At 66.2% G+C, this 6253-nt stretch carries 7 protein-coding genes; 3 read left to right on the forward strand and 4 right to left on the reverse strand.

The features are described 5' to 3' along the window. Window positions 1-103: 103 nt before the first annotated feature. From leuD to AC1EJR_RS19420, 3 genes are read right to left on the reverse strand one after another with little or no spacing between them, the layout of a single operon-like run. On the reverse strand, window positions 104-748 hold the full coding sequence (leuD, locus tag AC1EJR_RS19410; RefSeq protein WP_092299890.1) for a 3-isopropylmalate dehydratase small subunit: 645 nt from the start codon (window positions 746-748) through the stop codon (window positions 104-106). Continuing rightward, the gene (leuC, locus tag AC1EJR_RS19415; protein ID WP_477113564.1) at window positions 741-2159 is read right to left on the reverse strand and encodes a 3-isopropylmalate dehydratase large subunit; all 1419 of its coding nucleotides are present in this window, start codon (window positions 2157-2159) and stop codon (window positions 741-743) included. The genes leuD and leuC overlap by 8 nt, the downstream gene beginning before the upstream one ends. Before the next feature lie 20 nt (window positions 2160-2179). Beyond that, window positions 2180-3148, reverse strand: a complete 969-nt coding sequence (locus AC1EJR_RS19420; RefSeq protein ID WP_477147416.1) for a tripartite tricarboxylate transporter substrate binding protein — start codon at window positions 3146-3148, stop codon at window positions 2180-2182. A 255-nt stretch (window positions 3149-3403) separates the two neighbouring features. On the opposite strand from AC1EJR_RS19420, the gene AC1EJR_RS19425 reads away from it, so the two are divergent. From AC1EJR_RS19425 to AC1EJR_RS19435, 3 genes are read left to right on the forward strand one after another with little or no spacing between them, the layout of a single operon-like run. Then, complete coding sequence (locus AC1EJR_RS19425; RefSeq protein ID WP_477108125.1) at window positions 3404-3808, forward strand: cupin domain-containing protein; 405 nt, start codon at window positions 3404-3406, stop codon at window positions 3806-3808. Between the two features lie 41 nt (window positions 3809-3849). Continuing rightward, window positions 3850-4842 (forward strand): Bug family tripartite tricarboxylate transporter substrate binding protein, encoded by a 993-nt coding sequence (locus AC1EJR_RS19430; protein ID WP_477147417.1) that lies wholly within the window; start codon window positions 3850-3852, stop codon window positions 4840-4842. A 12-nt stretch (window positions 4843-4854) separates the two neighbouring features. After that, on the forward strand, window positions 4855-6027 hold the full coding sequence (locus tag AC1EJR_RS19435; RefSeq protein ID WP_092299904.1) for an acyl-CoA dehydrogenase family protein: 1173 nt from the start codon (window positions 4855-4857) through the stop codon (window positions 6025-6027). Between the two features lie 119 nt (window positions 6028-6146). Here the strand turns inward: AC1EJR_RS19435 and AC1EJR_RS19440 are convergent. Further along, the coding region (locus AC1EJR_RS19440) for an IS3 family transposase (RefSeq protein WP_284454538.1) at window positions 6147-6253 on the reverse strand (107 nt) is incomplete at its 5' end.

Here is a 6253-nt window from a genome sequence, read left to right on the forward strand (position 1 = left end):
GGTCCCCATATCGATTCCGAAATGCAAAACGGCCCGTTCATCACGGGCCGTATGCAGACAGGTTCCACCCGTTTGGGTGGCACTCATCCGAAAGATTTTTATTTCAGACCTCGGAGAGGCGATCCCGGGTGCGCCGGGCGACGTCCTTGGTCCAGGGGAATGCCGACCAGTAGCGCGCGGCGAATTGCTCGATCTCGCCGCGCTGCTTCAGGGACAGGCCGATCATGTCCAGCCCCTCCAGGAACATGCGGCGGTGCCGCGCGGACAGTTCGAACGGGTATTCGCCAGCCGGGGTGCGCACCCGCATGGCGTCGACGTCGATGGTGATGACGTTGTCGCTGTCGGCATCGACATCGTTCATCAACTGCTCGATCACGTCCCGGGGCAGCATCACCAGCAGCAGGCGATTGTTCATCGCGTTCGAGTAGAAGATCTCGCCGAAGCTCGGCGCGATCACCGCCTGCACGCCGAACTGCTGGAGCCCCCACACCGCGTGCTCGCGGCTGGAACCGCAGCCGAAGTTGGCGCCGCCCACCAGGATGCGGGTGCCGGCGTATTCGGGCCGGTTCAGCACGAAATCGGGGCGCGGCTGGCCGGCGGCGTCGAAGCGGTGGTCGTAGAGCACGCCCTGGGCCAGGCCGGCCTTGTCGATGCCGCGCAGGAACTGCTTGGGGATGATCTGGTCCGTGTCGAGGTTCTCGAAGCGGATGGCTGCGCCCTTGCCGGTAAGGTGTGCGAAATCAGACATGGGAAAGCTCCAGCTTGCGGACATCGGTAATCGTGCCGGTGATGGCGGCGGCCGCGGCCATGGCCGGGCTCATCAAGTGGGTGATGGCGCCGCGCCCCTGGCGGCCTTCGAAGTTGCGGTTGGTCGTGGAGGCGCAGCGCACGCCATCGGCCAGCACATCGTCATTCATCGCCAGGCACATCGAGCAGCCCGGCTGGCGCCATTCGAAGCCGGCGGCGGTCAGGATGTCGGCCAGCCCCTCGCGTTCGGCCTGCGCCTTCACCGTGCCGGAGCCCGGCACGACCATCGCCCGCACGCCTTGCGCCACGTGCTTGCCGCGTACCACGCTGGCCACCGCGCGCAGGTCCTCGATGCGGCCATTGGTGCAGGAGCCGATGAACACGTGCTGGATCGGCGTGCCTTCCAGCGCCGCGCCAGACGTCAGGTGGGTGTAGGCCAGGGCGCGTGCCACCGAGCGCTGCTCGGCATCGTCCATCTGGTCTTCGGGGAAGGGAATGTGGCCAGATACCGGCAGCGCCTGGTCCGGGCTGGTACCCCAGGTGACGTAGGGCTCGATGTCGCTGGCATCGAACACGTACTCCATGTCGAAGGTGGCGTCGGCGTCGCTTTTCAGCGTTTCCCAGTACTGGCGGGCGGCGATGCGCTGCGCCTCGTCCATATCGGCTGCTCGGCGCAGCACGTAGTCGATGGCGGCGTCGTCCGGGGCGATCAGCGCGCCGCGCGCGGCGGCTTCCACGGTCATATTGCACAGCGTGAAGCGCGCCTCGATGCTCAGGTCGCGAATCGCGGTGCCGCAGTACTCCACCACGTAGCCGCGCGCGCCCTGCGCGCCGATGCGGGCGATGATCTTGAGGATCAGGTCCTTGGCCGTGGTGCCCACCGGCAGCTTGCCATCCACGCGGATGCGCATGGTCTTCGCCATCCGGTAGACCAGCGTCTGGGTGGCCAGCACATGCTCGACCTCGGACGTGCCGATGCCAAAGCCCAGCGCCCCCAGCGCCCCATAGGTGGTGGTGTGGCTGTCGCCGCAGATCACCACCATGCCGGGCCGGATCATGCCGTGCTCGGGCGCCACCACGTGCTCGATGCCCTGCAGGCGGTCATTGGTGTCGAACAGCGGAATCGCGTGGCGGGTGCAGTTATCGCGCAGGTTGGTCGCCTGTAGCGCCGACGCCGGATCCGCAATCACGCGGATCACCGTGGGATGGGTCGGGATGATATGACTGACGACCGAKACATTCTGCCCCGGGACCAGCACGCCGCGCCCTTGCTCGTGCAGGCCGGCAAAGGCCTGCGGGCTGGTGTACTCGTTCATCAGATGCAGGTCGCAGAACAGGAGGACGTTGTCCTCATCGATCCGGGCGACGGTGTGGGAGTCCACCAGCTTGTTGTATAGGGTTCGGGAAGTCATCGCTACGGTCTCTGCTTCGGTCATTCGGCGGTGATGCCGCGCTGCTTGATCAATTTGGCCCACATCGGCATTTCGCGCTCCAGGCGCTGGCGGGCGGCTTCCGGCGTGGTCGGGGTGGGCTCGAAACCCTCCTTGACCATGCGCTCMTTGGTGGCCTGCGCGGCCAGCGCGCTGTTCAGCGAAGCGTTGAGCTTGTCGATGATGGGCTTGGGCGTGCCGGTCGGGGCGAAGACCATGAACCACGTCTCGAACTGGTAGTCGGGCAGGCCGGCTTCGGCGGCGGTCGGCACATTCGGCAGCAGGGCCGAGCGCTTGGCGCCGGTCACCGCCAGCGCGGTCAGCTTGCCGCCCTGCACGTGCTGCTGGGCGGCGGAAATCACCGGGAAGCTCATGTCGACCTGTCCGGCGATGGTGTCCACCAGGGCCGGGCCGCCGCCGCGATAGGGCACGTGGACGATCGACACATTGGCGACGGACTTGAACAGTTCCGCCGACATATGGAAGGTGCTGCCATTGCCGGCGGAGCCGTAGGTCAGCTTGCCCGGCGACGCCTTGGCCAGCGCAATCAGTTCCTGCAGATTCTTGGCCGGCACCTTGTTGTTGACCACCAGCACGTGCTGCGAGCTGGCCACCATGCCGATCGGGGCCAGATCCTTCAGCGTGTCATACGGCATGCGCGGGAACAGGCCCGGGTTGATGGCCAGCGAGACGGTTTGCAGGCCGATGGTGTAGMCATCCGCCGGCGACTTGGCGACGGCATCCACGCCGATATTGCCGCCCGCACCGGCGCGGTTCTCCACCACGAGGGTGCCGCCGAGGCTCTTCGACCAGGCTTCCGAGATCAGGCGCGCGGCGATGTCGGCGCTGCCGCCGGGCGCGTAGGGCACGATCAGGCGAACCGGGCGTTGCGGGTAGGACTGGGCCGAGGCCGTACCCACGATGGTGGTGCAGGCGAGCAAGGCAGTGCAGGCGAGATGGCTGAGTTTCATGGGGTTGTCTCCTTTTGGATAGGTGTCGTTATGGCTGGCATCCTAGCATTTGCCTGCGGCGACATAATTTCGGTCGATGCACTTCATTCGTGCCTCAATTTCATGAATGCGATGTGCACCCGCGCCACACCCAAGGGCCATCCCCTAGTTGACTTCGTTTTTCATGGGCATAAAATCAGTTTCACAAACATGAAAAGAGACGCCCGTGATGCCACGCGGCGACCGATGTCATTCCCTGTTGGAGACAAGCCCTTTATGACTCAAGCATCACCCGCATCCGGGCCGGTGTATTTCGTCCGCACCGAGGACGTTGCCGGCTACCACCCCGCCAATCACGTCGGCACGCTGAACCGCCGCATCATCGGGCGCGAGAACGTCGGCGCCACCCAACTCGAAGTCATCCACGGCACCATCGAACGCGGCAAGGGCGCGCTGCCCCACGCGCACCCGGGCATCGAACAGGTCTGCTATGTGCTGGAAGGCCGTGCGCGGGCCGAAGTCAACGGACAGTCCCAGGAACTGGGCCCCGGGGACTGCTGCTTCTTTCCCGCCGAAGCGATGCACGTCTTCACGGTGATCAGCGACGAGCCCGTCAAGCTGCTCGTGGTCTACGCCCCGCCTTACGAGGAATCGCCGGACCGCGTCATCCGTCCCGCCTGAATCCGCGCCGCCTGCCTATATAAGAACCCGAGGAGACCTCCATGCCGACTTTCCGTGCGCGGCGCGTGCTTGCCGCCGCCATCGTGGCGTTGCCCGCGCTGGCAACGCTGTCGTTTGCCCCCGCCGTCCAGGCTGCCGATAACTGGCCTAGCCGCCCGATCCGCCTCGTCGTGCCGTTTGCGGCCGGCAGCGGCACCGATGCCGTGGCGCGCATCACGGCCAAGGAGTTGGGCGATGCGCTCGGCCAGAACGTGGTGGTCGACAATCGCCCCGGCGCCAATGGCGCCATCGCAGCGGAGCTGGTGGCGCAGGCGGCCCCGGACGGCTACACGCTGTTCATGACCACCAACACCACGCATTCGGCCAATCCGTCGCTGATGAAGAAGCTGCCCTACGACCCGATCAAGGACTTCACGCCGGTCGGCCGCATGGGCAACCTGCCGTTCATGCTGGTGATCAATCCCAAGCTGCCGGTGAAGACGGTGGGCGAGCTGATCGCCTATGCCCAGGCGCATCCGGGCATGTCCTACGCCAGCGGCAACAGCACTGGCATCGTCTCCGGCGCCACGTTCTCGCGTCTGGCCAAGCTGGACCTGCTGCACGTGCCTTATAAAAGCACACCGCCGGCCATGACCGACGTGATTGCCGGCCAGGTGCCGATGATGTTCGTCGACGTGGCCGCCGGCATCGCCAACGTGAAGGCCGKCAAGATGCGCGCGCTGGCCGTGACCACCGCGCAGCGCAGCCGCCTGCTGCCGGACCTGCCGCCGATTGCCGATACGCCGGAGATGAAGGGCTTCGACATCACATCGTGGAACGGCGTGTTCGCGCCGGCCAAGACGCCGCAGCCGATCGTCGAGCGGGTCAATCGCGAGCTGTCGCGCATTGCGTCGAGCAAGGAGGTGGCGCCGCGCTTCGAGGCGCTGGGCTTCGAGGCCTTCGGTCAGACCCCGCAGCAGTTCGCCGGCTTCGTGGCGGGCGAGCTGGTCAAGTGGACCAAGCTGGTGAAGGACGCCGGCATCCAGCCGGAATAACGCGAGACGCCGATGAACTTCGAAAGGACACCTGAACAGAACGCCATCGTCGAGGCCGTCAGCCAGCTATGCAGCGACTTCGGCCCCGACTACTGGGCCGGGCTGGACCAGCGCCACGCGTTTCCCGAGGCGTTCCACAAGGCGATGGCCGGCGCGGGCTGGCTCGGCATTGCCATGCCGGAGCAGTACGGCGGCGCGGGGCTGGGCATTACCGAGGCGGCGCTGATCATGCAGACCGTGTCGGCGTCCGGGGCGGGATTCTCGGGCGCGTCCGCCATCCACATGAACGTGTTCGGCCTGAACCCGGTGGTGGTGTTCGGCACCGAGGCCCAGCAGGCGGCCGCGCTGCCGCCGCTGATCGCCGGGCAGGAGAAGGCCTGCTTCGCCGTGACCGAGCCGGACGCGGGGCTCGATACCACCCACCTGAAGACGCAGGCGGTGCGCACGGCGGACGGCAGCGCCTATCGCGTGGATGGCCGCAAGATCTGGATCTCCACGGCGCAGGTGGCCACGCGCATGCTGCTGCTGGCGCGCACCACGCCGCTGGAGGCCGTCGCCAAGCCCACGCAGGGCCTGAGCCTGTTCTACACGGCGCTGGACCGCGAGCACATCGAGGTGCGCGAGATCGACAAGATGGGCCGGGGCGCCGTGGACTCGAACATGCTGTTTATCGATGGCCTGATGGTGCCGGCGGCGGACCGCATCGGCGAGGAGGGCAGGGGCTTCGAGTACATCCTCCATGGCCTGAACCCGGAGCGCATCCTGATTGCCGCCGAAGCCGTGGGACTGGGCCGCGCTGCGCTGGAGGCCGCCACCCGCTACGCCCGCGAGCGCATCGTATTCGGCCGGCCCATCGGCCAGAACCAGGGCATCCAGCATCCGCTGGCGCAGGCGTGGATGGCGCTGGAAGCCGCCGACATGATGGTGTGGAAGGCCGCCTGGCTCTACGACAACGGCAAGCCGTGCGGCGCCGAGGCCAACGCCGCCAAGTACCTGGCCGCCGAGGCCGCGCACCAGGCGTGCCAGACCGCCGTGCTGACGCTGGGCGGCATGGGCTATGCGCGGGAATACCACGTGGAGCGTTACCTGCGTGAGTCGTACATCCCGCGCATCGCGCCGGTCAGCGCCCAACTGATCATGTGCCATATCGCCGAGCGGGTGCTGGGGTTGCCGAAGTCGTACTAGTCCTATCGCGCGGGAACGCGAGAGGCGTGTCGAAAGCAGTGTCGAAGGCAGTATCGAGAAAAGCAGGAAAAGAAAAAGCCCCGGTGTGAACTGACCCCCAGAAGTTGGACGGTTGATGGCTAGGCCGGAAAGGGCTGAGTCCTGTATTGCACGGGACTCAGCCCTTTTAGTTTGAGCTTGATGCGGTCATGATTGTAGTAGTGAATGTATTGGCGCAGTCCATCCT

The sequence above is a fragment of the Cupriavidus sp. 05T42 genome, assembly GCF_056396345.1.